The organism is Pacificoceanicola algae, assembly GCF_049341065.1.
Taxonomy (GTDB): domain Bacteria; phylum Pseudomonadota; class Alphaproteobacteria; order Rhodobacterales; family Rhodobacteraceae; genus Pacificoceanicola.
Genome location: NZ_JBMPIX010000060.1, coordinates 1 through 1722 on the forward strand (window position 1 = coordinate 1; position 1722 = coordinate 1722).

The following is a 1722-nucleotide window of genomic DNA, read 5'->3' on the forward strand; positions in this document are numbered from 1 at the left end:
AAGCCCGCCTCGCCGGTTTTGCTGCCCCAGCCGAGGGCGCCGAACTGGAGGTACTCGGTGTTGGTCTCCCAGGTCATGCCGAAATCGGCGGTGCCGACGTTCACGCCGTCGAGCACGACGTTCACCGTGGAGCCGTCAAAGTCGAACTGCACGTCGTATTCGACACCGGCCTTGATGCCCGGGACCTCGAAGATCTGGTCGCTGGAGCCGTCCTGGAAGCGGACCTTGAGCACGCCGTCCTCGATGTAGGCGGCAAAGTGGTTGCCCCCGCCGACGTAGTAGCTGGCGTCCTTCGACACCAGACCGTGCGTTCCCGCGACGGTATCGGCGGTGAAGCTGAAGGCGATCGTGCCCGAGGCCAGCTTCAGGTCGGCCGAAGGGGCGATCTCGATCACGTCAGCGGCGGAGGAGATGTCATGCGTGCCGGTCAGGCTGTAGACGGCCCCGTCCACAGTTCCGGTGCTGGTGCTGGTTGACGTGTCTGTCGGGGCGGTGGTTCCAGTGCTGGTGCTGGTTGACGTGTCCGTCGGGGCGGTGGTTCCGGTGTTGGTGCTGGTTGACGTGTCTGTCGGAGTTGTGGTTGTCGTATCCGTCGACGTGGTGGTGTCGGGCGCGGTCCCCGGCGTGGTCGAACCGCCGCCGTCCAGCAGCTCGATCAGGCGGTCATAAGCGCCATAATCCGAAACCTGACTGTTCGCGATCGGACGCAGATCCTCCAGCGTGATGCCCAGACCTTTATCCGCGTTGGTAAAGAAATCACCGTAATACCATGCGCCGCCCGCGTCAGACTGCTGGATCACCAGGTTGTTGCCGGCGCCCAGTTCCTTGTCCTCGGGATAGGTGCCCATGATGTTGCCATAGCTGCTGCCGGCGACCATCACCTTGGTGGCCTTGCTGCCGATCCCCTCGACGTCCAGCACCGTGTTGTAGCGCGCCACCACATTGGTGCCGCTGCTGACCGAGATGCCGCGCATCATGCCGGTTACGATAATGTTGTTCTCGATCAACACGTTGGTGTAATGCGCGTCATCCATGAAGATGCCCTGCGCGGTGGCCCCGCCGCTGTTGCCGGGCAGGCTGACGTTGCCGCGGATGACGATATCACTGGAATCCCCGCCCTGGAACTGGACGAAGTCGCAATGCGCGGTGGAAGAGGGATAGACAAAGCGCGCGCCGGTGTTGTTCTCGATCAGAACGCCATGCACGGAAATGAATTTGAAGCTGTCCTCGCCGATGTAGTCGACCGTGTTGCCCGAGATCACAAGGCTGGTGGAGTTGTAGAAAACGCCACCGTTCTTGACGTCATGAACATAGTTGTTGGCGAAGGTCACATTCGAGGTGTCATTGGCATAAATGCCGTAGAACCCTGTGTAAGTGCCATCGACCTTGCCGTTGACTTCGCTGTTGACGAACTCGACATCGTGGCTGCCGCTGTCGATGGAAACCAGCGGCGTACTGGCTGCGCCATTGTTGCTGTTGTCGACATGCACAGCGTCGATGCTGATATTGCTCGAGTTCGACACCCCGATGTTATCGAATGTGGCGCCCAGAGGGGTCGCAGAGGTGATCGTGACCTGACTGCTGTAGGCTTTGTTGTCGATATTGAGCGAGCCATAATCGCCATTGGCTAGAACGATGGTTTCACCGCCTTTGGCGCTGTCGAGAGCAGAGAGAAGCTGAGCGCGCGTCGACACATAGATCGTCGTGCCGCTGGTCTGAGTG

The 1722-nt window shown here is 60.4% G+C and carries 1 protein-coding gene; it reads right to left on the reverse strand.

The genetic code is table 11. From position 1 onward, the window contains the following. A partial coding sequence (locus ACOYQJ_RS26150) for a right-handed parallel beta-helix repeat-containing protein (protein WP_422908807.1) occupies positions 1-1722 on the reverse strand: 1722 nt, incomplete at both ends.